19 protein-coding genes, 1 tRNA gene and 3 pseudogenes are annotated in these 26,595 nt (G+C 53.6%); 5 read left to right on the top strand and 18 right to left on the bottom strand.

All coding sequences use genetic code 11. From position 1 onward, the window contains the following. Positions 1-40 precede the first annotated feature (40 nt). Entirely contained in the window at positions 41-3,865 is a 3,825-nt protein-coding gene (locus JDW22_RS01815) for a DUF3683 domain-containing protein (protein ID WP_200521350.1), read from the bottom strand. A gap of 377 nt (positions 3,866-4,242) precedes the next feature. Between JDW22_RS01815 and coaBC the strand changes: the two are divergent. Next, positions 4,243-5,406: pseudogene (coaBC, locus tag JDW22_RS01820) on the top strand (bifunctional phosphopantothenoylcysteine decarboxylase/phosphopantothenate--cysteine ligase CoaBC); the annotation flags it as partial. Positions 5,407-5,997: 591 nt separating this feature from the next. Here the strand turns inward: coaBC and JDW22_RS01830 are convergent. The 4 genes and pseudogenes from JDW22_RS01830 to JDW22_RS01845 all read right to left on the bottom strand — a co-directional run. Then, a pseudogene (locus tag JDW22_RS01830) lies at positions 5,998-6,273 on the bottom strand (Y-family DNA polymerase); the annotation flags it as partial. An 83-nt stretch (positions 6,274-6,356) separates the two neighbouring features. Further along, the gene (locus tag JDW22_RS01835) at positions 6,357-6,902 is read right to left on the bottom strand and encodes a DUF4189 domain-containing protein (RefSeq protein ID WP_200521359.1); all 546 of its coding nucleotides are present in this window, start codon (positions 6,900-6,902) and stop codon (positions 6,357-6,359) included. A 226-nt stretch (positions 6,903-7,128) separates the two neighbouring features. Beyond that, a complete protein-coding gene (locus JDW22_RS01840) occupies positions 7,129-7,638 on the bottom strand; it encodes a peptidylprolyl isomerase (RefSeq protein ID WP_200521361.1) in 510 nt (169 codons plus the stop codon). Between the two features lie 76 nt (positions 7,639-7,714). Beyond that, positions 7,715-8,281: a peptidylprolyl isomerase gene (locus JDW22_RS01845; protein ID WP_329610684.1), complete on the bottom strand. Its 567-nt coding sequence runs from the start codon at positions 8,279-8,281 to the stop codon at positions 7,715-7,717. Between the two features lie 269 nt (positions 8,282-8,550). Here JDW22_RS01845 and JDW22_RS01850 point away from each other — a divergent pair, with 269 nt between their 5' ends. Beyond that, the gene (locus JDW22_RS01850; RefSeq protein WP_200521363.1) at positions 8,551-9,879 is read left to right on the top strand and encodes an MFS transporter; all 1,329 of its coding nucleotides are present in this window, start codon (positions 8,551-8,553) and stop codon (positions 9,877-9,879) included. A 488-nt stretch (positions 9,880-10,367) separates the two neighbouring features. On the opposite strand, the gene rlmB is transcribed toward JDW22_RS01850, so the two are convergent. From rlmB to JDW22_RS01880, 6 genes are all read right to left on the bottom strand, one after another. Further along, positions 10,368-11,120 (bottom strand): 23S rRNA (guanosine(2251)-2'-O)-methyltransferase RlmB, encoded by a 753-nt coding sequence (gene rlmB / locus JDW22_RS01855; RefSeq protein ID WP_200521365.1) that lies wholly within the window; start codon positions 11,118-11,120, stop codon positions 10,368-10,370. A gap of 285 nt (positions 11,121-11,405) precedes the next feature. Continuing rightward, positions 11,406-12,797 carry a Na+/H+ antiporter NhaC gene (gene nhaC, locus JDW22_RS01860; protein WP_200521366.1) on the bottom strand — a complete coding sequence of 464 codons (1,392 nt, stop codon included), beginning with the start codon at positions 12,795-12,797 and terminating at the stop codon, positions 11,406-11,408. A 6-nt stretch (positions 12,798-12,803) separates the two neighbouring features. Continuing rightward, complete coding sequence (locus JDW22_RS01865; protein ID WP_200521368.1) at positions 12,804-13,469, bottom strand: 2'-5' RNA ligase family protein; 666 nt, start codon at positions 13,467-13,469, stop codon at positions 12,804-12,806. A 77-nt stretch (positions 13,470-13,546) separates the two neighbouring features. Beyond that, the gene (locus JDW22_RS01870; RefSeq protein ID WP_003795521.1) at positions 13,547-14,038 is read right to left on the bottom strand and encodes a hypothetical protein; all 492 of its coding nucleotides are present in this window, start codon (positions 14,036-14,038) and stop codon (positions 13,547-13,549) included. Between the two features lie 169 nt (positions 14,039-14,207). Further along, positions 14,208-15,398, bottom strand: coding sequence for an amino acid aminotransferase (locus JDW22_RS01875; protein ID WP_200521371.1), 1,191 nt, complete (start codon positions 15,396-15,398; stop codon positions 14,208-14,210). A 505-nt stretch (positions 15,399-15,903) separates the two neighbouring features. Next, complete coding sequence (locus tag JDW22_RS01880) at positions 15,904-16,548, bottom strand: hypothetical protein (protein ID WP_200521373.1); 645 nt, start codon at positions 16,546-16,548, stop codon at positions 15,904-15,906. A gap of 65 nt (positions 16,549-16,613) precedes the next feature. Here JDW22_RS01880 and JDW22_RS01885 point away from each other — a divergent pair, with 65 nt between their 5' ends. Next, positions 16,614-16,805, top strand: a complete 192-nt coding sequence (locus tag JDW22_RS01885) for a hypothetical protein (RefSeq protein ID WP_200521375.1) — start codon at positions 16,614-16,616, stop codon at positions 16,803-16,805. On the opposite strand, the gene ilvA is transcribed toward JDW22_RS01885, so the two are convergent. Further along, positions 16,754-18,289 carry a threonine ammonia-lyase, biosynthetic gene (gene ilvA / locus JDW22_RS01890; RefSeq protein ID WP_200521376.1) on the bottom strand — a complete coding sequence of 512 codons (1,536 nt, stop codon included), beginning with the start codon at positions 18,287-18,289 and terminating at the stop codon, positions 16,754-16,756. The two genes, JDW22_RS01885 and ilvA, sit on opposite strands and share 52 nt — an antisense overlap. A 324-nt stretch (positions 18,290-18,613) precedes the next feature. On the opposite strand from ilvA, the gene JDW22_RS01895 reads away from it, so the two are divergent. Continuing rightward, a complete protein-coding gene (locus tag JDW22_RS01895) occupies positions 18,614-19,864 on the top strand; it encodes a D-alanyl-D-alanine carboxypeptidase family protein (protein WP_200521378.1) in 1,251 nt (416 codons plus the stop codon). 93 nt (positions 19,865-19,957) lie between these two features. Here the strand turns inward: JDW22_RS01895 and JDW22_RS01900 are convergent, their stop codons facing one another. Beyond that, positions 19,958-20,578 carry an FmdE family protein gene (locus JDW22_RS01900; protein WP_200521942.1) on the bottom strand — a complete coding sequence of 207 codons (621 nt, stop codon included), beginning with the start codon at positions 20,576-20,578 and terminating at the stop codon, positions 19,958-19,960. Positions 20,579-20,942: 364 nt separating this feature from the next. Next, a complete protein-coding gene (locus tag JDW22_RS01905) occupies positions 20,943-21,818 on the bottom strand; it encodes a DMT family transporter (RefSeq protein ID WP_200521380.1) in 876 nt (291 codons plus the stop codon). Positions 21,819-22,071: 253 nt separating this feature from the next. Between JDW22_RS01905 and apbC the strand changes: the two are divergent. Continuing rightward, positions 22,072-23,145, top strand: a pseudogene (gene apbC / locus JDW22_RS01910) (iron-sulfur cluster carrier protein ApbC); the annotation flags it as partial. Between the two features lie 363 nt (positions 23,146-23,508). On the opposite strand, the gene JDW22_RS01915 reads toward apbC, so the two are convergent. The 4 genes from JDW22_RS01915 to JDW22_RS01930 all read right to left on the bottom strand — a co-directional run bounded on the left by JDW22_RS01915 (position 23,509) and on the right by JDW22_RS01930 (position 26,593). Continuing rightward, the gene (locus tag JDW22_RS01915) at positions 23,509-24,807 is read right to left on the bottom strand and encodes an adenylosuccinate synthase (protein WP_200521384.1); all 1,299 of its coding nucleotides are present in this window, start codon (positions 24,805-24,807) and stop codon (positions 23,509-23,511) included. A 122-nt stretch (positions 24,808-24,929) separates the two neighbouring features. Continuing rightward, the gene (locus JDW22_RS01920; protein WP_003795498.1) at positions 24,930-25,238 is read right to left on the bottom strand and encodes a CBU_0592 family membrane protein; all 309 of its coding nucleotides are present in this window, start codon (positions 25,236-25,238) and stop codon (positions 24,930-24,932) included. Between the two features lie 3 nt (positions 25,239-25,241). After that, positions 25,242-26,381, bottom strand: a complete 1,140-nt coding sequence (locus tag JDW22_RS01925) for an ATP phosphoribosyltransferase regulatory subunit (RefSeq protein ID WP_200521386.1) — start codon at positions 26,379-26,381, stop codon at positions 25,242-25,244. Positions 26,382-26,517: 136 nt separating this feature from the next. After that, positions 26,518-26,593, bottom strand: a tRNA-Phe gene (locus JDW22_RS01930). Positions 26,594-26,595: the final 2 nt, after the last annotated feature.

Genomic DNA, 26,595 nt, shown 5'->3' on the forward strand with positions numbered 1-26,595 from the left:
GCGGTTGCGGTTTCAGGCTGCCTATCCGCCGCCCATCCTGCTACAACAACACCTTCTCCACGCCGCCGTTCTTCGCGGTTTCCACAAATTCGTTCAGCCAATTCTCGCCCAAAATCCGTTTCGCCATTTCAATCACGATGTAGTCCGCAGGCAGGTTGTTGTCTTCGGCGTAGCGGCTTAACCCTTGCAAACAGGCGGGGCAGGAGGTGAGCATTTTCACCGGTTCGCCTTGCGGCAGCGCGGCGAGGTTTTTCTCAATTTCCTCTTGCTTGCGGAATTTCACTTGGGTGGCGATGTCGGGGCGTTTTACGGCAAACATGCCGCTTTCGCCGCAGCAGCGGTCGCTCAACGGCACGTTTTGCCCGATGAGTTCGCTGGCGAGTTTTGCGCCGTCCATGCTTTTGATGGGCGTGTGGCAGGGGTTGTGATACAGGTATTGCTGCCCCGACACGCCGTCTAATTTGATGTTTTTTTCCAGCAGAAATTCGTGGATGTCCACAATGCGGCAGCCTGAAAAGATGTCTTCAAAGCGGTATTCCGCTAGCGCATCATAGCAAGTGCCGCAGGATACGACTACGGTTTTGATGTCCAGATAATTCAAGGTGTTTGCCATGCGGTGAAACAGCACACGGTTTTCGGTAACCATATCGTTGGCTTTGCCTGCATCACCATGCGCGGATTGCGGATAGCCGCAGCAAAGATAACCGGGGGGCAACACGGTTTGCACGCCCGCGTGATACAGCATGGCTTGGGTTGCCAGCCCCACTTGGCTAAACAATCGCTCCGAGCCGCACCCTGGGAAATAGAACACGGCTTCGGCATCTTCGGGCAGGCTGGGGTTGCGGATAATCGGCACGGTGCTGCCATCGCCATCCAGCCCCAGCAGAGAACGCGCGGTTTTCAACGGCACGTTGCGCGGTAAGGGGCGGTTGATAAAGTGGATAACTTGTTCTTTTAACGCGGCTTTCTGTGTGGTGGCTTTGGGTGCGCGTTTTTGCTTGTTGGCGCCGATGTGGAACTGCTGCCCCAAATCGTAGCCAATGGTTTGCGCTTTAAAGCCTGCGGTTACCACACCCGCGCGCAAGATTTTAATAACAGTTGGATTTTTGGCATTCAAAAACGCCATGCCCGCCGCCACAGCGGGGTTGAAATGCGTATGCCCTGTTTGGTGCAAAAAGTTGCGGATGTCCACGGTTACATCACCAAAATCAATGTTCACAGGGCAAGGCTTCACGCAGCGATGGCACACGGTGCAGTGGTCGCCGATGTTGCCCAGCTCGTCAAAATGTTTCAGCGACACGCCGCGCCGCGTTTGCTCTTCGTATAAAAACGCTTCGGCAAGCAGCCCCACGCCGAGGATTTTGTTGCGCGGGCTGTATAGCAAATTAGCGCGCGGAACATGGGTGCTGCACACGGGCTTGCATTTGCCGCAGCGCAGGCAGTCTTTGATGGCGTCGGTGATTTTGCCCAGATGCGACTGCTCCATAATCAGGCTTTCAAAGCCCAGCAGCTCAAACGAGGGCGTGTAGGCGTTGCGCAAATCTGCGCCGCGCATCAGCTTGTGGCGGTTGAAATGCCCTTTAGGGTCGATTTTGGCTTTGTAGTCCCAAAAGGGCTGCATTTCTTCATCGGTAAGAAATTCTAGCTTGGTGATGCCGATGCCGTGTTCGCCCGAAATCACGCCGTTCAGGCTGCGGGCGATGTCCATAATGCGGGCGACCGCCTGATGCGCGGTTTGCAGCATTTCGTAATCGTCTGAATTAACAGGGATATTGGTGTGCACATTGCCATCGCCCGCGTGCATGTGCAGCGCAACGAACACTCTGCCGCGCACCACTTGCGCGTGGATTTTGCCCAAGCCTGCCATGATTTTGGTGTCTGCCTTGCCGCTGAAAATTTCCGCCAGCGGGGTCATCACATCCGATTTAATGGACACACGCAGCCTGAAATCGCGAAAGGCGATAAAGCAGCTCTCGGCTGGATTGGCTTCGGGCGCGGCGTGGATTTTGTCGCCATAACGCGCTTGGTAATCGGCAAGCGGCGCGTCCAAATTGTCCAGCAGCCATTGCCAGCGCGCCTGCACTTGGGCAACGTGGGCAGCGGCATAATTGGCACGCTCGCCCAGCAAATCGCTTTTGGGCAAGCCGTCAAACTGTTCAACAGGCAGGCTGCCTGAAAGGTATTGCAACAGCGCAGCGCAAAGTTTGAGCTTGTTTTTAATAGACAATTCAATGTTGATGCGCTCAATGCCGTCGGAATATTCACCCAGCCGTTCCAGCGGGATGACTACGTCTTCGTTGATTTTAAAGGCGTTGGTGTGCTTGGCGATGGCGGCGGTGCGGCTGCGGTCTAGCCAAAAGGTTTTGCGCGCTTCGGGCGAAATGGCGATAAAGCCTTCGCCATCGCGCGCTTGGGCAAAGCGAACGATTTGCTCGGCGGCAGCCTGAACGGCGGCTTCGTCATCCGACACCACATCGGCAAGCAACACCATTTTGGGGCGACCTTTGCCCGCCGCTTTGGTGGCATAGCCCACCGCGCGAACGTATCGCCAATCCAAATGCTCTAAGCCCGCCAGTCGCACGCTTTCATGCGACAGCAAAAAATCGCGGATTTCCACGATAGACGGCGTGGCGTTGGCAACCGTGCCAAAAAATTCCAAGCAAACGGTGCGCGTGTGCTGCGGCATTTTGTGCAACACGAATGCCGCGCTGGTGATGATGCCGTCTGTGCCCTCTTTTTGCACCGCAGGCAAGCCGCTGAGAAATTTGTCGGTAACGTCTTTGCCCAAGCCCACTTTGCGAAAACGGCAGCCTGAAATCGCCAAACGCTCGGTGTGGACGATGGTTTCGCCGTCTTCTTTTAAGGTGTGCACGTCAAACAGCGCGGTTTCTTCGTCGTGGATTTTGCCGAAATTGTGGCGCACGCGTTCAATTTTCAGCCACTCGCCCTGCGGGTTCACCATTTTCCACCACGCCAAATTATCCAGCGTCGTGCCCCACAGCACGGCTTTTTTACCGCCCGCGTTCATCGCAATATTGCCGCCGATGCAAGAAGCATCCGCCGATGTGGGATCAACCGCGAACACCAAACCTGCCGCGTGCGCCGTTTCTTCCACCCGTCGCGTAACCACGCCTGCGCCGCAGCGGATAATCGGATGCTTGCCATCCAGCCCTGCCAGTTCCACCAACTCAACGCCGTGGTGTTTATCCAATTTTTCGGTGTTGATTACGGCAGACATCGCATCCAAAGGCACTGCGCCGCCCGTGTAGCCCGTGCCGCCGCCGCGCGGAATGATGGTTAAATCCAGCTCAATCAAGGCGCGAACCAGCGGCGCGATTTCGGCTTCGCTATCGGGGTTCACCACCACAAACGGATATTCCACCCGCCAGTCGGTGGCATCGGTAACGTGGGTAACGCGTGCCAAGCCATCAAACATAATATTATGTTTTTTCGTGATTTTTGACAGGCGCGACAGGATTTGCGCGCGTTTTGATTTGGTTGCCGCAAAGCTGTTGTCAAACTGGTTCACCGCGCTTTCGGCAGCCTGAATCAGGCGCAACACGCGTTCGTTGTCATCGCGGCGTTTGTTAATCTCGTTTAAACGATGGCGCATGGCGGCAACCAGCGCGGTTTGGCGCTTGGGGTGTTCCAGCAAATCGTCCACCAAATAAGGATTGCGCACCACCGCCCACATATCGCCCAGCACTTCAAACAACATCCGTGCCGAACGCCCCGTTTTGCGCTCGCCGCGCAGGGATTCCAAAGTTTGCCAAGCATCTTCGCCCAGCAAGCGGCAGACGATTTCGCGGTCTGAATAGGAAGTGTAGTTGTAGGGGATTTCGCGGATGCGCTGGGGATGGGTCATGAGTGTGTTCCTTGTGGGTTGTGCTTTGGTAATGCGGATTGGGGTTGGTATCCGCTTTTTTTGTTTGTGGTGGCTTTTTCAGGCTACCTTTGGGGTGTGTGCGGGATAAGCGTTATCGTTTGCGATGCGTTAAAGGCAGCCTGAAAACACCATACGCCATCGTCTGCATATCGTTTCAGCCTTTTCAGGCTGCCTCTGGCAAAACGAAGCCGCATTTTAACGTAAATATTCGTTAAAGGCAGCCTGAAATCGCCCTCTGCTTTTTGTTGTTTTTTAATCCGTTTTCTTGCCCAAATTTGGCGTAATTTAACGATTTTGAAACGAAATTTACGCGGCTGGGCTACAATGTCGCTTTTTCAAATTTCAGGGAATCCAAAATGCAAAAACGAATTTTATTGGCGGTTACGGGCGGCATCGCGGCATATAAATCTTGCGAACTGGTGCGCTTGTTAAAAAAAGAAGGGCACAGCGTTACCGTAGCGTTATCCAAAGCGGCGAGCGAATTTGTGTCGGCGCAAACGTTTGAAGCGTTGAGCGGCAACCCTGTTTTAACCGAAAACAACGGCAGCATGGCGCACATCAACGCCACCCGCGCGGCAGATTTGATGCTGATTGCGCCCGCTTCGGCAAACACCATCGCCAAATTGGCGCATGGCTTTGCCGATAATTTGATTACCGAAATGGCTTCGGCGCGCAAATGTGCGTTGGTACTTGCGCCTGCAATGAACGTGGAAATGTGGCAAAAGCCCGCCAATCTGCGCAATATCCAGCAGTTGCACAAAGATGGTATTCGCGTGTTGATGCCCGCTTCGGGCGAGCAAGCCTGTGGCGAAGTGGGCGTGGGGCGCATGGTTGAGCCTGCGGATATTGTGGAAGTGTTGCCCGATGTGTGGACACCGAAGCCCTTGCGCGGCAAACGCGTGTTAATCAGCGCGGGCGCAACTTACGAGGCGATTGACCCCGTGCGCGGCATCACCAATATTTCCAGCGGACAAATGGGCGTGGCGATTGCGCGCGCTTGCCGCCGTGCGGGCGCGAAAGTAAGCCTTGTGCACGGCAAAATGACGGCGGAAATCCCGTTTGGCATGGCGCACACCGAATACGCGGAAAGTGCGATGGATATGCGCGATGCGATTTTCAAACAGCTTGACGCGGGGCAGGATGTGTTTATTTCGGTGGCAGCGGTGGCGGATTATCGCGTGAAAAACCGCAGCATAGAGAAGCTGAAAAAAGGCGCATACGGCATGATGCCTGTGGTTAAATTTATTGAAAATCCTGATATTTTGCAGGAAGTGGCTTCGTTTGCCTCCGCGCCGTTTTGCGTGGGCTTTGCGGCGGAAAGCGAAAACGTGTTAGCAAACGCGCGGGAAAAACGCCTGAAAAAAGGCGTGCCGATGATGATTGCCAACGATATTGCCGATGCAATGGGCAAGGGAACCACCAAAATCACCATTATTGATGATGAAAACGAAACCGCCCTGCCCGAAATGAGCAAAGAGAAAGCGGCGCAAATGCTGGTGGTGAAACTGGCGGCGGCATTGCAAACCGCCACGCTGAAAAAAGCGGCTGCGCCTGTTAAACCTGCGATGGCGGCTTCTGCGGCAGCAACTTCTACGGCAACGGCAGCACACGCGCAAGCTCATGTTCACGCGCAAGCAATGGCAACCCAACCCGCCCCCGTAGCTCAACCCGCTGCACCTGTTCACGCACAACCCACGCCTGTGCATAACGATGCCCATGATGACGTTATCACGGTGCAAGACGATGAGCCCGCACCAGCCGCCACGCCTGTTCACCAGCCAGAGCACAAGAAAATCATCCCCGCTGTGGTGTATGAAGACGAAGATGATGGTGTGATTATTATTGAATAATCAAGCTGGCGTGATAAAGGCAACCTGAAAACGGTAGAAATATGGTTTCAGGCTGCCTTTATGTTTATGGCTTTATGCACCGTTGCCATCGCCCAAAGGCAGCCTGAAACCTTTGCAAAACCTGTAACCAATGGAACGTCGGCGGCTCGCCGACATCTTAGCAAATCAGTAATGCGATATTTAATAAGCAGTTTGGCGACGAGCCGTCGCCGCTCCATTTTTAGGTTTCAGGCTGCCATTGGGGTTTTGCAAAGGCTTCAGCCTGAAAATCTGGTGAATTTGCTGGGAGACTTGGCGATAAAGCGCGAACTGCGGCGGGATAAAAATGGTGTGCGGGCAAAGCCGTTTCGCCGTCGCTACCGCCATTGCCGAGCGCAAGCCGTATTTGCGGGCTTCGTAGGACGCGGCGCAAATCACCGAGCGCGCGCCATCCCAAACCACCACCACGGGCTTGCCGCGCAGCTGGGGTTGTTCGCGCAGTTCTACCGATGCGTAGAATGCGTCCATGTCTATGTGGATGATTTTGCGTGGGGTCATGGTGGGCATGGCGTGCAAAAGGCAGCCTGAAAATGGGATTTAGGTTTTCAGGCTGCCTTAGCATTGACTCAACCCAAAATCTACTAGCGTGGCGGTCGTGCAATAGAACATTCTTCTTCAATTGCAATACCACAATCGCTGTATTGAGCTGAACATTGCTCCATTACATCTCTTTGAGTTTGCCCTTGCTGTCGAGAAAATGAATAAACGGGATAATAACGGTTAAACCGACCTTTGCCAGAAGCCATGCTTATACAACCATTACCATATTCAAGATATATCTTACAGGGGCTTGCATTTTCTTTTTTACAAAGCTGTAAAACCTTCTCTTTGGCTTCCCGTTTGGAGTTCATATTATAAACAGAGCTAAACCCATGATTATTTATTGCAACAGCGACAGCCCCAAACCTATCGGGCAACATCACAATTCTCGGAGGGAGGGGGGGGTTATATGCTGTCCTGCCTTGTTGTTGATATGAAGAATACACTTCCTCTGGTGAACGAACCAAATTTCCATTGGCATCACGAAAACCACATTGCCCTGTTGCGTTAGATGGGTCGCAAACTTGCGCTAACACCCCTGAACTTGCGAACAATAACAAAGAAACCATAAAACTACGCTTAACCATTATTATTCCTTCCATTTCTATCGTTAATTTTTAATTGCTGAATTGCCCAAAACCATTGGCTAACATTCTAATAAGCAACCAGTTACCCATCCTATATATGGGTTAAAGGCAGCCTGAAAAGCAAGAAATGTCATCATCTCCGCCTACGCAAGAATAACGGAAAATGGACTATTTTTATTGCATTGCAAAGGTTTCAGGCTGACTCTACATCCGCTGCCAACAGCGGCTACACAATCTCCGCCTTCTCAATCACCACCGCTTCCACAGGCACATCATCGTGATAGCCCTTGCGCGTGGTGGCAACTTTTTCAATCGCATCCACCACATCTTGCCCATCCACCACCTTGCCAAACACGGCGTAGCCCCATTCTTGCACCACATTGCGCCCGTGCATTTCTTTGGCGCGGTGGTTCAGAAAATGGTTGTCTTTGGTGTTGATAAAAAATTGCGCGCTGGCAGAATGCGGGTCGGATGTGCGCGCCATGGCGATGGTGTATTTGTTGTTGGGCAAGCCGTTGTGCGCTTCGTTTTCAATCGCGGCGCGGGTGGCTTTTTCGTTCATGTCTGCCGTCATGCCGCCGCCTTGAATCATAAAGCCGTTAATCACGCGGTGGAAAATCACGCCGTTGTAAAAGCCGTCTTTCACATATTGCTCAAAATTGGCAGCGGTGATGGGCGCTTTTTCGTGGTCTAGCTCAATGCTGATTACGCCGAGATTGGTGTGCAGTTTAATCATGGGATTTGTCCTTATGCTGGGTGGAAAGAATAGGCAGCCTGAAAGCCGTTTTATCCAGTTTCAGGCTGCCTTTGGGTTATTTAACAATATAAACTTTTTTGATTTTAATGGCTTGCAGGGGAACATCGCCATGCCCCATTTTGTAACCCGTGCGCGTTTTGGCGATTTTATTGACCACATCCATGCCCTTGTTCACCTTGCCGAACACGGCATAGCCGTAGCCTTGCGGGGTGGGCGCGGTGTAATTGAGCGGAGTGTTGTCGGCAACGTTGATGAAAAACTGGCTGGTAGCGGAATGCGGAGCGGCGGTGCGCGCCATGGCGATTGTGCCGACTGTGTTTTTCAAGCCGTTGGCGGCTTCGTTAGCAATCGGCGCATCGGTGGATTTTTGCAACATATCGGGCGTGAAGCCGCCGCCTTGAATCATAAAGCCGTCGATCACGCGGTGGAAAATCGTGCCGTTGTAAAAGCCTTTGTTGGCATAGTTCACAAAATTGGCAACGGTTTTCGGCGCTTTTTGCTCGTCTAGGCTCAATTCAATATTGCCCAGATCGGTTTCAATCACGGCGCGGGTTTCGGCTTGGGCGGCGAAACTGGCTGCGCCCATCAGCGCGGATAACAAGATTTTGGAAGCGATGTTCACGGGATTTCCTTGTGCTTTGAAAAACGCGCATTTTATGTGAGATGCCCGATGCGGACAATTTCTAAATTTACATTTCGCCCGCGCTTTGAATAAAAACAGACAAAGTTTAGCAAATATTGACATCTAGACGTTTTTTGTAAACTCCGCTATATTCGCGCCTTCGGTTGGTAACAGCAAGGCGTGGCGCACTCCCAGCCAGCCTTAACCGAAGATACGCTTCTCAAAAGGAATCGCTGCTGCCTGAAACCTATAATTTTAAGGATAAAAAAATGACTGCCACACAAACGCAGGCGCAGTTGCGCAATAACCCCTATAAAGTTGCCATCGCTTCTATGGTGGGCACGGCAATTGAATTTTACGATTACTACATCTACGCGGCGGCCGCCGTGCTGGTGTTCAACACCCAATTTTTTGACAAATCCGACCACAACGTCGCCATCTTGCTGTCGCTTTCTACTTTGGCGTTGGCGTTTTTTGCCCGTCCGATTGGCTCGGCGCTGTTCGGGCATTTTGGCGACAAGATTGGGCGCAAAAAAACGCTGGTCGCTTCGCTGCTTACCATGGGTTTGTCTACCGTGTGCATCGGTTTGCTGCCCACTTATGACCAAATCGGCTTTTGGGCACCGCTTTTATTGTGTGTTTGCCGCATCGGGCAAGGTTTGGGCTTGGGCGGCGAATGGGGCGGCGCGGCTTTGGTTGCCACCGAAAACGCGCCCGAAGGCAAACGCGCATGGTTCGGCACGTTCCCGCAACTGGGCGCGCCAATTGGCTTGTTTATGGCAAACGGCACGTTCTTCACCATCAGCGCACTGGTGGGGCATGACGAATTGGTGCAATGGGGCTGGCGCATTCCGTTTGTGTTGTCGTTTGTGCTGGTAATTGTGGGCTTGTGGATGCGGATGACCTTGCATGAAAGCCATGTTTACCGCGAAGCGGAAGCCAAAGGCAAAACGCAAAACGCGCCGGTGAAGGAAGTGATTACCAAACACTGGAAACCGATTTTGCAAGGCACGTTCATTATGACGGCGACTTATGTGTTGTTTTATGTGATGACTGCGTTTGTGCAGGTGTATTCCAAAACCAAGGTGGGCGTTTCCGAATGGGGGCATCCGACCGGCTTGGGCATCCCCGCCAACACGTTCACAGGCTTTTTGCTGATTGCGGCGGTGATATTTGGCATTTCCATCAGCCTATCGGGCATCCATGCCGATAAGATTGGGCGTCGCCGTTATTTGCTGCTGGTTACCGCTGCGATTTTGGTGTTTGGCTTGTGCATGCCGCTGTTTTTGACCAACGGCACGCCAATGTCGGTGCTGGCGTTTTTGCTGATTGGCATGGTGTTGATGGGCATGACGTTTGGCCCGATGGCGGCGCTGTTGCCCGAGCTGTTCCCTACCGAAGTGCGCTATTCGGGCGCATCGCTGGCGTATAACTTGGCAGCGATTGTGGGCGCATCCATTGCTACGATGGTGGCGATTGAGCTGAACCTGCACTACGGCATTTTTGGCGTGGGCGCGTATTTGGCGGTGAACTGTGTGATGACGCTGATTGCGCTGTGGACAACGCACGAAACGAAAGATGTGGATTTGACGAAGTAGTTGTGTGAACGAATAGGCAGCCTGAAAACGGGAAATACTCGTTTTCAGGCTGCCTTTTTGTGTGTTGAATGGGTGTGGTAACACTGCGGGTAGGTCGGGCATCAATGCCCGACCTACGGTTTTGCCGCGATGTTGGCGGTGGATGGTGGCAAACCGTTGTCGCGCCATTTTGATTTTCAGGCTGCATCAGAAATTTTGTAAAGCAAGAGGGTGCGGCTCTGCCATGCACCATTTGGCAATTCGTTGTCGTGCGGTTGGCTTTCAGGCTGAAACCTTTGCAAAACCTGTAACCGATGGAGCGTTGGCGGCTCGCCGACATTTTGATAAATCAGTTATGCGCTGTTTAATAAACGTTGGCGACGAGCCGTCGCCGCTCCATTTTAGGTTTCAGGCTGCCTTAATAAGGCATCACACCAGAGCAATCATAATAGGCAGCCTGAAAACGGGAAAACTCGTTTTCAGGCTGCCTATTCTGTTTACTGGGGGATTTACCCCGCTTCCCCGCGCAGCACGCGCTGCCGCCGTGTTTCAGCCATCACCATGCCTGCGGATACGGAAATGTTCATGCTTTCCACCGTGCCAAACATGGGAATGGACACCAGCGCATCGCAATGCTCGCGCGTGAGCCGCCGCATGCCATCGCCTTCGTTGCCCATCACCCAAGCCACGTTTTCGGGGATGTCGTAATGGAACAAATCCGCTTCACCACCCATATCGGTGCCAACCACCCAGATGCCGTATTCTTTCAGCTCGCGCAGGGTGCGCGCCAAGTTGGTTACGGTGATATAGGGCACGGTTTCCGCCGCACCGCAGGCAACTTTGCTTACGGTGGCGTTCAGCCCCGCGCTTTTGTCTTTGGGCGCGATTACGGCGTGCACGCCCATTGCGTCTGCCGTGCGCAGGCAAGCGCCGAGATTGTGCGGATCGGTGATGCCGTCCAACACCAGCAAGAATGCGGGTTCGCGCAGGTTTTCCAGCACGTCTTCCAAGTGAACATGGTTTTTGGATGCGTCAATAAAACCGACCACGCCTTGATGGCGCGCGCCTTTGGCGATGGTGTTCAGGCGGTTTATGTCGGCAAAATGCACGCGCACGCGCTCGGCGGATGCTTTTTCCAGCACTTCGTGCGTGCGCGTGTCGTTTTTGTTTTCTAAAACGTAAAGCTCTACGATGGATTTGGGGTTTTGCCACAAGCGGGCGTTGATGGCGTGGAAGCCGTAGATAAGGCGTTGGTTGGACATGGGGGTTCCTTATGGGATGGGGGTTGATTGTGGTTGGCGTGGTTTTCAGGCTGCCTTGTCATAACTCCCATTAGGCAGCCTGAAAACACAGAAATGCCGTCATTCCCGCGCAGGCGGAAATCTTGTCAAACATTCATAAATGTGTGCAAAAACAATCTATTGCGTGAATTTAACCAAGATTCCCGCCTGCGCGGGAATGACGGACGTTACTATTTCTTGTTGTGTTTTAGGTTTCGCAAAGGTTTTCAGGCTGCCTTAGCATTAACCGATTAGGCAGTCTGAAACCTATTTCTGCTCCGTTTCCACTTTGCTCAACGTAACGCCCGTAAAGCCAAACAGCACGGTTAAAATCAAGCACAGGTAGCAGAAAAACGCATAGGGCAGATAGCTCAACACGCTCACGCCCAGCACTTTGGCGATAAACACGCCGCACACGCTCCACGGCACCAGCGGGTTAATCACCGTACCCGCGTCTTCCAGCGTGCGCGATAGGTTGCGCGGATGCAAGCCGAGTTTGGCATACACGGGCTTGAAGGTTTCGCCCGCCAGCAAAATAGACAAATACTGCTCGCCAATCAAAATATTCACGCCCACGCTGGTCATCGCCACGCAAAAGGTGGCGCGCCCCGCGTTGGTGAGAAAGCGGCGCATCGCGTCCAGCAAGGCGGGCACAATGCCCAGCGCAAACAGCAAGCCGCCCAAGCTCAACGCCAGCATCACCACCGTTTGCGTGAAAAACATACTTTCCAAGCCGCCGCGCGACACCAGTTTAGCGATGCCTTCGCCCACATGTTCGGGCTTAAAGCCTGCAAACAGCCAGCCGCCCAGTTGCCCCGCCGATAGCGGCGTGTGAACAAACGTGATGGCGATGGAAACGGCGATGGTGGCGAGCATGGTTAAAATCGCGTCCACTTTAAACAACGCCAGCACCACCAGCACGGCAAACGGCAACAGCGCGTAGCCATGCACCAAGCCGCTCGCTTGCAATTGCCCGCTGAGCTTTTGCACCGAATTCAGGCTGCCTGAAACCACATCGGGCACCGCCCACACCAGCGCAGCGGCGGTGAGCAGCAAGGCGGGGATGGTGGTGTAGCTCATGTTTTTGATGTGTTCAAACAAATCCACGCCCACGGTGGACGCGGCGATGCCCGTGGTGTCCGACAGCGGCGACATTTTGTCGCCAAAAAATGCGCCCGAAACCACCGCGCCTGCGGTAATCGCGGGCACAGCGTGAAACGCTTCGCTCATGCCCATAAACGCCACGCCAATGGTGGCGCAAGTGGTCAAGCTGCTGCCGATGGAAATGCCGATGATGCCGCACAGCAAAAACGCGGAAAGATAAAAATATTCGGGCGAAATCAGCCCAAAGCCGTAATACATCAGCGTGGGAATCGCGCCGCTCATCATCATCGCGGCAACCAGCAGCCCGATGAAAAAAAACAGATAAATCGCGCCCATGCCTTGTTCCACCGCCGCTGCCATGCGCTTAATCATGTCGCGCCATGTTGCGCCGCGCAGCAAGCCATACAGCATCAGCGCAACCAGAGCCAGCAAAATGGACAAATGCGGCACCCATTCAAACGAGATAATGGTGTAGCCCATGATGGCGATGGCGCACGCGGCAACGATAATGGCTTCGGAAAGGGAAATATTGAGCAAAGATTGTTTGGATAGCATGATGGTTTACTTAAACGGTTTGAAATATAAAACATTTTTAGCTTGCCCCAGCGCGTCCACTTGGGCGATGCCGATACCCACGGCTTGCGCGCTGAACGGGCGGAACGCATAGCCTGCTTCAAATTTGGCAACGCCGTCGTTAAATTCTTTGGGCGTGAGCAGGGTAACGTGCGGGTTGAACTGGGCGAACACATTGGGCGAGCCGTATCGCTCAAAGGTTTTCACCTTTTCGGGATAGGCGCTCACCCAATCGGGCAGCTTGGCGTTTTTGTCGCGCAGTTTAACGAGCTGCACGGTGATTTCATCGGCAAGCTGCTGCAATTCGGGCGAGGGTTGGTTGTCCAGCATCAGCCATTTGCCTGCGGTGCTGTGCATCCCGGTGAACGAAATGGTGAATTTGCTTTGCCGGCGGGCAAATTGGCTGACGATTTTTTGGATTTCAGGCAGCCTTTTGCTGTCGTATTCGGTGAGATAAAGCGTGAGGTGCACTTGATAGCCCTGCGCGAACAGCGAGTTTACGCCTTGCCGGGCAAGCGCTTGCGAGATGTCGTTCACGCGGCTTTCGGCGGTGTTGTCCAGCTTCACGAACACGTTGTAGTTTACCGTTTCAGCGAAGGCGGCGCGGGCAAGCAGCAGCGCGGCAAGGGCGATTAAGTGTTTTTTATGAGACATGGTTGTTCCTTTATTGGGTGATTGACGGGAGTGTGGTTTTCAGGCTGCCTCAGCTAGCCGCATAGGCAGCCTGAAAACTAATCAGACATATATTGCCATTGGCGCAGGGCGAAATCATAACGATGCCAATCCAGCGGGATGATGCTTTCGTATTCCAAGATGGGCGGCTGTTGCGGGGCGGGCATTTGATAGCGCACGCGCCGCTCGTGATACAGCGTGTTGCGCGGATAGACTTCGCCCAACGCGGCGGGGTAGCGATGATGTTGGGCGTGATACTGCTCAATCTGCGCCACAATTTGCACGGCATCTTGGCGGATGCGTTGCTCAATATGCTGTTGCCCGAAATAAACCGTTGCCCATGCCATCAGCCACATCGCAAACTGTATCCGCCAGTTGCGCCAAGAGAAATGCTTGCCCGAATGCAGCCAAAAAAGATGGACGGGCGTGCACAGCAACCATGGCAAGGCAAGCAGCCACGGCACAAGCGCGTAATGCACGGAAAAACCTGCGGCTAACAAGAGGGCGATGGCAATCAGCGTAAATAAAAGGTTGGGACGATTGGGTTGCATCGGATGAGGCAGCCTGAAAATGAAGCGGCACGGGCTTGTCGCTTAATGGTTATTCGGATAATGCGCGGCCGGGCAACGTTTGGCGTTGCCGGGTTTTGTTTTCGGTTTTCAGGCTGCCTATGCGGCGGTGGATTGAGGCAGCCTGAAACGGCGTAACCACGCTACCGCCCTACCCTTTAAACACCGCCGCAAACGCATCCGCCACCGTGTTCACATTGCCATCGTTTAGCCCCGCGATGCACATGCGCCCGCTGTCCAGCAGATAAATGGCAAATTCGTCGCGCAGGCGGTGCACCTGCGCCACGCTCAAACCCGTGTAGCTAAACATCCCGCGCTGTTTCACAAAATAGCTGAAATCGCGCTCGGGCAGCTTGCTTTGCAGCACGTCGTAAATGCGCTGGCGCATGGCGCGGATGCGGTCGCGCATGGCATACACTTCGCTTTGCCATTGCGCGGCAAGTTGCGCGTCGCTTAAAACGTGATACGCGGTTAAGCCGCCTTGCGCGGGCGGGCTGGAATAAATGCGGCGCACGCCCAATTGCAGCTGCCCCAACACCAGCGCTGCTTCTTCGGCATTGGGCGACACCACCATCAAGCCGCCCGCCCGCTGCCCATACAGCGACATATTCTTAGAAAACGAGCTGCTCACAAACAGCGGCAAGCCCAAATCCGCCGCGCGGCGGATGGCATAAGCATCGCGCTCAAAATCATCGCCAAAGCCTTGGTAGGCAATATCCATAAACGGAATGAGACGGCGCGCGGCGATGATGTTCAACACTTCATCCCATTGCTCGGGCGATAAATCCACGCCCGTGGGGTTGTGGCAGCAAGGATGCAGCAGGATGATAGTGTTTTCAGGCTGCCTGTTGAGAAACGCGCACAGTTCGGCAAATTTAACACCGATGGTGGCAGGGTCGTAATACGGATAATCGCCCACTTCAAAGCCCGCTGCAGCGAAGATGCCGCGATGGTTGTCCCATGTCGGGTCGCTCACAAACACTTTGCTCTCGCCAAACCAATTGTGCAGAAAATCTGCGCCCAACTTCAATGCGCCCGAGCCGCCCAGCGTTTGCACGGTGGTTACGCGGTTTTCGGTGATGACACGATGCTTGTCGCCAAACAATAATTTTGGCAATTCGGCGCGTAGCCCTGCGTGTCCTTCCATTGGCAAATAGGCTTTTGCGCCGATGCCCACGCGCGCTTCGGCGGTTTTCACGCTTTCAGGCTGCGCCATTTTGCCGTTGTTGTCAAAATAGATGCCGATGGACAGGTTGATTTTATGGGCGCGGGGGTCGCGGTTAAATGTTTCCACAAGGCTTAAAATGGGGTCGCCTGCATACGGGGCGAGATGCTGAAACATGGGTTGGGCTTTCTGCGTGGCGTTAAGAAATGTAAGTATAAAAGATTTCAGGCTGCCTTTGAAACGGTTGCGCGGGCAAAAAATACGGCAGCCTGAAAATTTAATGGGCGGGATGGGGTGGAATTTTATGCTTTATGTGTGAGGATAGACGGGGTGGTTGGCAATTATTTTGTGTTTAACGGAGAATGTTGGCAGGAAATGGCTTTTGTAGGGATGGCGGGGTTTGTGGTTTTGGGGTGGTGGATTGGGTTTCAGGCTGCCTTTGTTGCCAAATGCGCGTTCAAAAAATAAAGCGTTGCGTGTCATCAAACAAATTATGTCGGTAAGCCAGTAACTCACCATGAAAATCAGACATCACGGCAACGTTGCGCCGTTTTAAACAGGCAATTAAGGAGTTGGTTGCCAGCAATGATTTGCCCGATTACCGACTAACTTATGATGATAAGAAAGATGTGTTGAAAGTGTAGAATCGGGATTCTTTTAAATTCTTAACTAGACAACTTAACTAGTTACGCATCATATTAACATTTATGTATTCAACTATTTCTGGTTTTATTTTATGTGAAATGATGTAGTTTCCCTTAATAGAAACACTGTACATGGTGTCATTTTTAAAATAGTACTGCATATCTGGTGATATTAAATCAGATAACAAATAGTTGTTGTTTAGTTTTAAAAAGACATATATTTGGTCATCCGTCAAGTCGGATTTTGTTAGAGATTTAAGGGATATTTTCTCTATATATGATAATGAAGCGATCCAAGTAAATGTTTTAATATTTCCACAAACCTCCTGACCAATAGAGTGTTTTCCTAATCTATATAACGCGCCATTGTTATCATTAATAATAATCTGCGAGCCAGCAACGGGGTTGCCAAAATATAGAAAATCATTAGGAATTTCTCTGCCATATTCTTTTTCATCTTCAATTAGTTCTTTAATCTCCTTAAAAGAACAGTCTATGTATGTTTCATCGAAGCAAATTGGAGATGGTTCGCCACCATATTCCATCAAAAATTTAATATGGTCTTCTCGTATAAATCTTTGCTCTTTTGTAAAAAAATCAATGATTTCTTCTCTTGAAACAGGATTGATATTAGGTTCAAAGCTAATTAGTTTACTGAAAATCAAATCGCTAATTGACTTCATTCTTACTCCTTTAACCTAAGACGCATTTATGAGCTATGTGCCAAACATTGCGGGAAGCAAAAAGAATGGCACATTTTAGCCCTGTTCAACAAATGGTGCGTGGCAAAGCCACACACCCTACCCCATCGCCCACGCGCCATGATTATTTTCAGACTGCCTTTGTTATCCCGCAAAGGCAGCCTGAAAACATCATCCCATCCCACCATCACGCCGACAAAAACAGCCGATACGCCGCGTTATCCGTTTGCTCTTCATAGGCATAGCCCAGCTGCGCCAAGAATGCGTCAAACGCCGCGCTGTCGGCGGGCGGCACGTCGATGCCCACCAAAATGCGCCCGTAGTCCGCGCCGTGGTTGCGGTAGTGGAACAGGCTGATGTTCCAATCGCTTTGCAGCGTGTTCAAAAATTTTGCCAACGCGCCCGGCCGCTCGGGGAACTCAAAGCTAATCAGCCGCTCGTTTTGCACCTTGTGGGTGCGCCCGCCCACCATATAGCGCAGGTGGACTTTCGCCATTTCGTCGTTGCTCAAATCAATATAGGGCAAGCCTGCGGCATCAAATTGGTGGCTGATTTGCGCGATGTCTTTTGCGCCCGCGGTTTGGATGCCGACAAAAATATGCGCCACATCGTCATCGCCGTAGCGGTAGTTGAACTCGGTGATGCTGCGCGCGCCGACCACGTTCACAAACTCGCGGAAGCTGCCCGCGCGTTCGGGGATGGACACGGCAAAAATCGCTTCGTTTCCCTCGCCCAATTCGCTGCGCTCGGACACATGGCGCAAGCGGTGGAAATTCATGTTCGCGCCGCTGCACACGGCAATCAGCGTTTCATCGGCAAGATGATGCTGCGCGATGTAGGCTTTCAGCCCCGCCAGCGCCAACGCGCCCGATGGTTCGCAAATGCTGCGCGTGTCGTCAAAAATATCTTTCAACGCGCCGCACACCGCATCGGTGTCCACCGTGATGATGTCGTCCAGCAAATCGCGGCACATTTTGAACGTTTCCTCGCCCACCAACTTCACCGCCGTGCCATCGGCAAACAAGCCTACATCTTTCAACGCCACGCGCTCGCCTGCGGCAACCGATGCTTTCATCGCGCAGCTGTCGCTGGTTTGCACGCCGATGACTTTAATCTCGGGGCGCACCTGCTTGATAAACGCGGCAACGCCCGCCGCCAAGCCGCCGCCGCCAATCGGCACAAAAACGGCGTGGATGGGCTTGGCGTGTTGGCGCACAATTTCCATGCCGATGGTGCCCTGCCCCGCGATGACTTCGGGGTCGTCAAACGGCGGGATGTAGGTCAAACCGCTTTGGGCAACCAGTTTCATCGCGTGGTCGTAGGCATCGTTGTACGACACGCCCGCCAGCACCACATTGCCGCCGCGCGCTTTTACCGCGTCCACTTTAATCTTGGGCGTGGTTTCGGGCATCACAATCGTTGCCGCGCAGCCCAATCGTTGCGCGGCAAGGGCAACGCCTTGCGCGTGGTTACCTGCGCTGGCGGTAATCACGCCTTTGCGTAACAAATCTTCGGGCTGTTTCGCCATTTTGTTATACGCCCCGCGCAGTTTGAAAGAAAACACGGGCTGCAAATCTTCGCGTTTGAGCAGGATTTTGTTGCCCAAGCGATGCGACAGATTGCTGGCGAGGTCTAGCGGCGATTCGATGGCGACATCGTAAACGGCGGAAGTGAGAATGCGGGTGAGATAGTGGCGGTAAGCGGGGAAGCGTTCTGTGTTCATGTGATTTGATTTGAAGCGAATTGTTGCGATTAAGTAAGAAAACGTAACCTTAACGCCGTGATTGTGTAAACGCAAGTTAATTATTGTTGCCAAAATGGGTTTAGGCAGCCTGAAAATAGGTAAAACGCAGTTTTGTGGGTATAATCGCAGCCTTTTGCGGCTGCCGATGCCATCGCGTAACAACGCTTGGGCGCAATAAGGCAGCCTGAAAATCCAATACGCGCAGCTTGTTGATTAAGATTGCTGCCGTTTTCCGTTTTCAGGCTGCCTCAATCATTTATCCACCTCGGCGCAGCCTAAACCCCATCAAACGAGTAACACAACATGGTCAAAAAAATTCTCTCCGTTCTCACTCTTTCCGCTTTAATCGTTACCCCCGCTGCCGCCCGCGCGCCGAAAAAAACCAAAGCCGCGCCCGCCGCCTCGGCGCCTGCTGCCGCTTCTGCCGCTGCCGCATCTAGCCCCGCCGCGCCCAAGCTCAACGCCGCCGAAGCCTTAAAGCAGCCTGAAATCGCCGCCACCGCCTATTTGGTGCGCGATTTGCAAAGCAATCAAACGCTGGTTGCCAAGAATACCGACCAACAAATCGAGCCCGCCTCGCTCACCAAATTGATGACCGCCTACCTTGCGTTTAAAGCGTTGGAAGAAGGCAAATTACAGCCCGACCAAAAGCTCACCGTATCCGAAAAAGCATGGAAAGTGGAAGGCTCGCGGATGTTTCTCAAAGCGCACAGCGAAGTGCCCGTGTGGGATTTGATGCGCGGCTTGATTGTGGTTTCGGGCAACGACGCGGCGATTACGCTTGCCGAGGGCATCGCGGGCAGCGAAGAGGCGTTTGCCCAAATGATGAACGAAGAAGCCAAACGGCTGGGCATGACGCAAACCTATTTTGTCAATGCCACAGGCTTGCCCGCGCCCAAGCATCTCACCAGCGTGAACGACTTGGCGATTTTGTCCAACGCCATCATCCGCGATTTGCCCGCCAAGTATTACGAGGTTTATTCCTACAAATCCTACACTTATAACAACATCACCCAAGAAAACCGCAATTTGCTGCTGTTCCGCGATGACAGCGTGGACGGTTTGAAAACGGGGCATACATCCAGCGCGGGCTACAACCTAATCGCCACCAGCAAGCGCAACAACCGCCGCGTGTTGAGCATCGTGATTGGCGCAGCCAGCGCCGAAGCCCGCGCCACCGAAAGCAGCAAATTGCTGAACTACGCCTTGCAGGGCTTTGACACGCCGAAAATGTATCAAGCGGGGCAAGTGGTGGGCAAAGTGCGCGTGTATAAAGGCGCGAACAGCGAAGCCGAAGTGGGCTTTCAACAAGATGCTTATGTTACCCTGCCGCACGGGCAAGGCGAGCGCGTGAAAACCGTGCTGGAAACCATGCAGCCTGTGGTCGCGCCTGTGCAAGCGGGGCAAAAACTGGGCACGCTCAAACTGATGGACGGCGATAAAGTGCTGGCGGAGCAGCCTGTGGTGGCGCTGAAAAATGTGGAAGAAGCGGGCTTTTTTGGGCGGCTGTGGGACAGCATTGTGTTGTGGTTTAAATCGGTGTTTGCGGGGTAATCGCGCGGTTTACACAGAAGCGTGAAAGGCAGCCTGAAAACGTATTGAATGCGTTTTCAGGCTGCCTTTATGTTGCCAAGCGGTTTCGCGCGATTACGCCACTGCTTCCACCACAATCATCTCGGGGTTATCCACCTGCTCCACCAAAATCGCATACACGCGCGCTTGCCACAATTCGCCAAAGCGTTGCAATTCTTCGGGGCTTGCCATGCCCGCCACCGCTTGCGGCATGATGTCGCGCATTTCGGGCGCAAAGGGCACCACGCTGCCGTTAAACGACACGCGCACGGCTTTGCCTGTGTCGCGGCGGCTCACGGTCATATCGGCATCGCCGCCCGCACCAAAGGCGAGCAGGTTGCGGCGGGCGAAACGCCCTGCCATGCCGATGCCGCCAAAGCCTGTTTCTGGGGCTGCGCCTGTGATGAGCTGGGCAACGGAAGCGATAACGCCTGTTACGCCTGCGTCGCGCTCGCCGCTCATGCCGATTTCAATGTTGCCGCGCTCGGGCAATTCGTCGGGCGAATACAGCGCGGCTAGGGCTTTAATCACCATCAGCCACGCGCTGGCTACGGTGGGGCAGGAATGCCCGCACAGTTTCACGGCATCGGCATAGTGGTATTCCAGCACGCCATCGGGCGTTGCGCCGAGAAATTGGGCGAGCGGGTCGTAAAGCTGGATGCTGGGGGCTTGGTTGAAAAAGGGTTGCAGTTGCATGGGGTTTCCTCTCGTGGATGAATAGGCAGCCTGAAAACTAAAATGGAGCGGCGACGGCTCGTCGCCAAATGGACAAGATGTCGGCGCGGGCAAACGCTTCATTGATGACCAATTTTGCCAAGTTGCAGCCTGAAAATAGGTTTGAGCCTGGCTAAACTTAGAACCTGTATTCATTATTTACATAGACAGATTTTATGAAATAAAAGCGCGGATACAAGGCAAAAAGCACAGCAAGGTTGTACACCTTGCGAGCATTTTTAACGCGGTAGCCGCGTTTTTAGGGCATAAAAGATGCCTATGAAAATAGTGAATACAGGTTCTTAATTTCAAGCTGCCCTATCATTCCCAATAGGCAGCCTGAAAACTATTTACGAGCACGATTATAAATTCTGGGCATCATGCTTGCCAACACGGTCGCGCTAATCACAATGGCAATCCCCAGCCACGACAGCGCGCTAATCGGCTCGCGCAGCAGCACCACCGCCATCAAAATGCCAAACACGGGTTCCAGCGTAATCAGCAGCCCTGTTAAATTGGCGGGCACCCTGTCCATGCCCTTGTTCCACAGCCAATAAGCCAGCCAACTGCACCCGATGCTCAAATACGCCATGCCCAAAATGCCTTGCCAACTCCATGCGATGTGCCAACTTTCGGTGAGCACGGCGGTAAACGGCAGGCACAACGGCGCGGCGATGATAAACGACAGCGTGGTATAAGTGCTGGCGGGGATTTGGCGCATAAATTTTTGCGTGGGGCGCAGGATGGCAGAAAACACGATGCCCCCCGATAACACCATCGCGCAGCCCAATAGGCTAATTTCGCCGCCCTTGCCCGCGTGTTGCCCGCCCAAAATCAGCGTGAACACGCCAATAAACGCCAACACGCCACAAATCCAGTGATACCTGCGTGCCTTGTCGTCAAAAAAGAAATGCCCAATGAACACCACCAGCAGCGGTTCTAGCCCCAGCATGGTTAATGCGCTGGACGCGGATGTGTATTGCAAACCTTTAAATTGCAAGATGAGCACGGCGATGTAGTTCAAAAAACTCAGCCAAATCAGCGGTTTCCACGCGCTTTTGGGCAGCTTGCGAAACATCGGGATGCCGATGGGCAGCAAGATAACGGCAACAATCAGCAGCCGAAATTGCACCAGCAAAATCGGGTCTAGCATGGTTTCGGCAAATTTGGCAGCGATGAATGCGCTGCTCCATATCATCATGGCGGCGATTTGGTAGAACATGGCGGTGGCGGTGGTTAAGAAGCCGTGATGATACGCTTTGTTGGCGCGGTTTTGTAGCTTTCAGGCTGCCTAATCATGATGGGATAAGGCAGCCTGAAACGGCATCAAGCGCGGTAAAACATTTTGCCTACCATGAAAACGTCGCCCGCGCAGGCGGGTTTTGCCGTAAAATTGCATCTCGCATTCATGTTTACGGTTAGGCAGCCTGAAAATGGCTTTATCTGTCTAATTCACAACATTCACAACGCAAACACCCACAACAAGAGGAAACACCATGAAATCACAAATAGAACAAATCCTTATCCCCACCACCCAGCGCACGCTCGGCAGCGAAAAAGCCGTAAAAAGCGTTGCCGAAGAAAACGGCAGCCTGAAAGTGGCGTTGGAGTTCGGCTATCCCGTTGCCCACATCGCGCAGCAAATCCACGAAGCCATCGCCGCCGCCACGGGCAAACCCGTGAAGCTGGAAATCACGCACAACGTGGTCGCGCATAAAGTGCAAAATGGCATCCCCACGATTAAAGGCGTGAAAAACATCATCGCCGTGGCATCGGGCAAGGGCGGCGTGGGCAAATCCACCACCACCGCCAACTTGGCTACCGCGCTGGCAAAAATGGGCGCGCGCGTGGGCGTGTTGGATGCCGATTTATATGGCCCCAGCCAGCCCACCATGCTTGGCGTGGCAACGCAGCAGCCTGAAAAACAAGCGCAACAGCTCATCCCCGTAACCAATGCGGATGGCATTCAAGTGATGTCCATCGGCTTTTTGGTGGACACCGACCAAGCCGTGGTGTGGCGCGGGCCGATGGTGTCGCAAGCCTTGCAACAGCTTTTGATGCAAAGCCAATGGGATGATGTGGATTATTTGTTTGTGGATTTGCCCCCTGGTACAGGCGATATTCAGCTCACGCTGTCGCAAAAAATCCCTGTAACGGGCGCGGTGGTGGTTACCACGCCGCAAGACATTGCGCTGATTGACGCGCGCAAGGCGGTGGATATGTTTAACAAGGTGAACATTTCCATTTTGGGCGTGCTGGAAAATATGTCGGTGCACATTTGCAGCCAATGCGGGCATCGCGAAGCCTTGTTTGGCGCGGATGGCGGCAAAAATCTGGCGGCAAAATTAAACGTGCCGCTGCTGGGGCAACTGCCGCTGTCGCTGCCCGTGCGCGAAGCCATGGACGCGGGCACAGCGGGCGCATTGCTGGATAACCAGCCCGCCATTGCCGAAATCTACACCCAAGCCGCGTTCCAGATTGTGCTGGCGGTGGCGGATAAAGGACGCGATTTCAGCAGCAAGTTTCCGAAAATTGTGATTGAGTCGTAAGGCGTTCCCCACGCAATCAAGGCAGCCTGAAAACGGGTTTAATCGTTTTCAGGCTGCCTTTGCTGTAAGCAAGACAAAATCATAACGACACAATAAGTAGAGTGCGACTTTGCCACGCAGGCGGTTTACACAAGTTCAATCACAATCTAAATCCGCGTGCGTGCCTGTGGCACACATCCTACGCGCTGATTAAATTGGGCGTTTCTTGTTTACTCCGCAATATGCGCCATTTGCCCAAAGGCAGCCTGAAAAACAAGAAATGCCGTCATTACAATTTAACTCGTTCAACGCACAACAAAAGGCAGCCTGAAAACGGATAAAACCCATTTTCAGACTGCCTTCTATGCGCTGCGCCTCGCGCTATCACGCAAACGGATGCTGAATCAAAATCGTCTCTTCCCTATCGGGCCCTGTGGACACCATCGCAATCGGCGCGCCGCACACTTCTTCAATCCGCCGCAGGTATTTTTTGGCATTTTCGGGCAGCGCGTCATACGATTGCACGCCAAAGGTGGATTCCTGCCAGCCCGCCATCGTTTCGTAAACGGGCGTGCAGCCTGAAACCGCGTCTGCGCCGAAAGGCAGGATGTCGGTGGTGCTGCCATCGGGCAAGGTGTAGCCCGTGCAGATTTTCACTTCGTCCATGCCGTCCATCACGTCCAATTTGGTGATGCACATCCCCGTGATGCCGTTGATTTGGATGGAGCGTTTGAGCGCGGCAGCATCAAACCAGCCGCAGCGGCGCGGTCTGCCCGTTACCGAGCCAAACTCGTTGCCGCGCTCCGCCAAGCCCGCGCCGATGTTGTCAAACAATTCGGTGGGGAACGGCCCGCCGCCCACGCGCGTAGTGTAGGCTTTCACGATGCCCAGCACATATTGCAGCATTTGCGGTGGCACGCCCGCGCCTGCCGATGCCGCGCCCGCCAAGCAGTTGGATGACGTTACAAACGGATAAGTGCCGTAATCGATATCCAGCAGCGTGCCTTGCGCGCCTTCAAACAGCAGGCGTTCGCCGCGTTGGTTTTTGTCGTACAGCGTGCGCGGCACGTCGGCAATCATCGGCAACACGCGCGCGCGGAAGCCGTCGATTTGCTTCATCACATCGTCAAACTCAATCGCCGCCGCGCCGTGCAGATGCACCAGTTGCACGTTATACAACGCCAAATTGGCGCGCACTTTTTCGGCAACCAACTCCATGTTAAACAAATCGCCCGCGCGCACCGCCCGCCGCGCCACTTTGTCTTCGTAGGCAGGACCAATGCCGCGCCCTGTGGTGCCGATTTTTTTGTCGCCTTTGGATTGCTCGCGGGCTTGGTCTAACGCGATGTGGTAAGGCAAAATTAGCGGCGCGGTGCGGGCGATTTTGAGCCGCTGTTCCACATTGGGCACGCCTGCGGCGTTGAGTTCGTCGATTTCGCCGAGCAGGGCTTCGGGCGAGAGCACCACGCCCGAGCCGATAAAGCAGTCCAGCTTTTCATGCAAAATGCCGCTGGGAATCAGGCGCAATATGGTTTTTTTGCCGTTCACCACCAGCGTGTGCCCCGCGTTGTGCCCGCCTTGAAAGCGAACCACGCCCGTGGCTTGCTCCGCCAGCCAGTCCACAATTTTGCCTTTGCCTTCGTCGCCCCATTGTGCGCCGATAACGACTACGTTTTGTGCCATTTTTGATTACCTTTTAGGTTAGAGAAAGTGGGTTTTCAGGCTGCCTTTGGATGGGTTAGGCAGCCTGAAAAGGGGAAGGATGGGTTGGGGGGCTACTCGTTTTAGCTCCGCTGAAACTCATTTCATTCGTTTTCAGGCTGCCTTTGGCGTTTGCAATGCTTTGCAATCCCCATCGCCGAAATCGCAATCCAAAAAATCTCAATCACAAACGAGCCTAAATTGAAATGCACGCACAGGCTCAAAATCAGCAGCACCGCGCCCAAGCCGTTGAGCAAGTTATACGACAGCGAAGTGGGCTTCCATTTTTCGCTCACCACCAGCCAAAACGCCAGTACCACGCAGCCCATACCCGCAAAGCCGATGATATGCGCAGCAAGGCTCAGCATGTGCAGCGCAGATTCGCTCAAATCAAACCATTGTAAAACACCCATTGCTTATTCTACTTTCCATTCATCATTACATTGAACCAGCGTTTTCAGGCTGCCCGAATTGTCGGGCAAGCCATAATCCACCACCACGCACACGCCTTGCGCGCGCAATTTATCCACCGCATTTTTCGCCGCCGCATAATCTTTCTGCGCCACGCGCACCGCTTCGGGGCGTTGGCTGGCGGCCAGATACGCGCCAAACAAGCGCAAATCAAAGCTAAACCCCGTGGCGGGGCGGCTGCGCCCAAAGTATGCGCCCAAGCCGTCGTAGCGCCCGCCGCGCGCCACCGCGTCGTGGTAATCGGACGTGTAGGCGGCGTAGAGCAAGCCCGTGTGGTAGTTGTCCACGCGCACTTCCGCCAAATCAATATGCACCGCCTGCTCGGGAAACGCCGCGCACACCTGCGCCAGCACATCCAACGCCTGCGACACGGCGGTCAGCTGCGGCAGCCGTGCGCGGGCTTTGTCCAACACATCGCGGCTGCCGTAGAGCTCGGGCAGCGCCGCCAGCGCGTCAATCCAAATGTTGTCCAACTGCCATTGTTGCGCCAACCGGCGAACCGCGTTGCCATCTTTATCCTGCATCAGCGCGAGCAGCTGGCGGCTTTGCGCCTCGCCCAACTGCGCGGCGGCTGCAATCGCGCGGAACACGCCCAAATGCCCCAGCGACAAAATAATATTGCCCAGCCCGCCCACTTTCAGCGTTTTCATCATCAAATCAATAATTTCCACATCGGCAGCGGTATCCGCGCAGCCGTATAACTCCGCGCCCGTTTGAATCGGCTCGCGCGTTGCCAGCAAGCCATCGGGCTGGGCGTGCAACACGCTGCCTGAATAGCACAAGCGGTTAATGCCTTGGTTTTTCATCAACAAATGCGCGTCAATCCGCGCCACTTGCGGCGTGATGTCGGCTCGGATGCCAAGCTGCCAGCCTGTGATTTGGTCGGCAAGGCGGATGGTTTTCAGCGATAGGCCGTCGTCGATGTGCGTGAGCAGCGAGCGGCTGTATTCCATCAAAGGCGGCTGCACCAGCTCAAAGCCATGCGTGCGGAACTGGGCGAGTATCTGTTCTTTCACGCTTTCTAGTTGGCGCGCACGTTCGGGGAGAATGTCGGCGATGTGTTCGGGAAGCTGCCACGTTTGCATGATTATTGTCCTGTTTATGAAGCAAGTTTATGAGGCAAAGGAAAGGGTGGACTTTAACATAAAATAACATTGAGGGCAGCCTGAAAACGGGCAAAACAAAAAAGCCCAAACAACATTTGCTGTTCAGGCTGCAATTTGGTGGCCAGAGGCAGGATCGAACTGCCGACACACGGATTTTCAATCCGTTGCTCTACCGACTGAGCTATCTGGCCGA

Origin of the sequence: Kingella bonacorsii (assembly GCF_016623605.1) — a bacterium.
Taxonomy (GTDB): domain Bacteria; phylum Pseudomonadota; class Gammaproteobacteria; order Burkholderiales; family Neisseriaceae; genus Kingella_B; species Kingella_B oralis.